This window comes from Catenibacterium sp. UBA627 (assembly GCF_002299355.1).
In the GTDB taxonomy this organism is placed as follows: Bacteria; Bacillota_I; Bacilli_A; order Erysipelotrichales; family Coprobacillaceae; genus Catenibacterium; species Catenibacterium mitsuoka.
The window spans coordinates 1-627 of record NZ_DBPF01000146.1; the positions used below are offsets into that span (position 1 = coordinate 1).

1 protein-coding gene is annotated in these 627 nt (G+C 36.5%); it reads right to left on the bottom strand.

Annotated elements, in window-relative coordinates; translation table 11 throughout:
* Positions 1–627: methyltransferase (locus tag B2S90_RS09620; RefSeq protein ID WP_286696968.1), on the bottom strand; the 627-nt coding region annotated here is incomplete at both ends.

The following is a 627-nucleotide window of genomic DNA, read 5'->3' on the forward strand; positions in this document are numbered from 1 at the left end:
ATGTTCTGGCTCTGGAATATCAATATAAATCAGAGCAACACGAACATCTGTCTGACGTTCTGCATCACTGAATCCATTGTCCACAAACTGAATCTTTGCCCCGAGGTCATTCAGCGTATTCATCAGGAACTTACGCTTGTTAGAATACAGATTCAGCAGGGTTTCAGCATTAAGAATGCAAAGAATTTTTCCACCATTTTCTTGTTGCATCTGAATCGCTTTCATCAAATGCTCATCGCCATTTGCAAAAGGTGGATTCATAAGAATCAGGTCATAATGCTTCTTGCTTGCAAACGTCATAAAATCATTATGAACAATTTTTACATGGACATAAGTAGAGCGCTCTTTTACTTCTTCTTTTAGCTGTTTAAGTTCTGCAATTTGTTCGTCAGTCAGACCTTCATAGTCATCTTCTTTCCAGAGATAACGGCGATTCTGACTAATTTCATACATCTTGTTGTTAAATTCCTGAACACGCTGACCACAAAATTCATAGTTCAGAATACCACGAAGGTTAGGGTCAAATTCAATAGCATCAACATTACAAGAAGCTTTATTATAATCTTTCTTATTAATACCTTTTTCTGCAAGGGATTCTTGATATTTTTCATTCTTGTAACAGCCGAA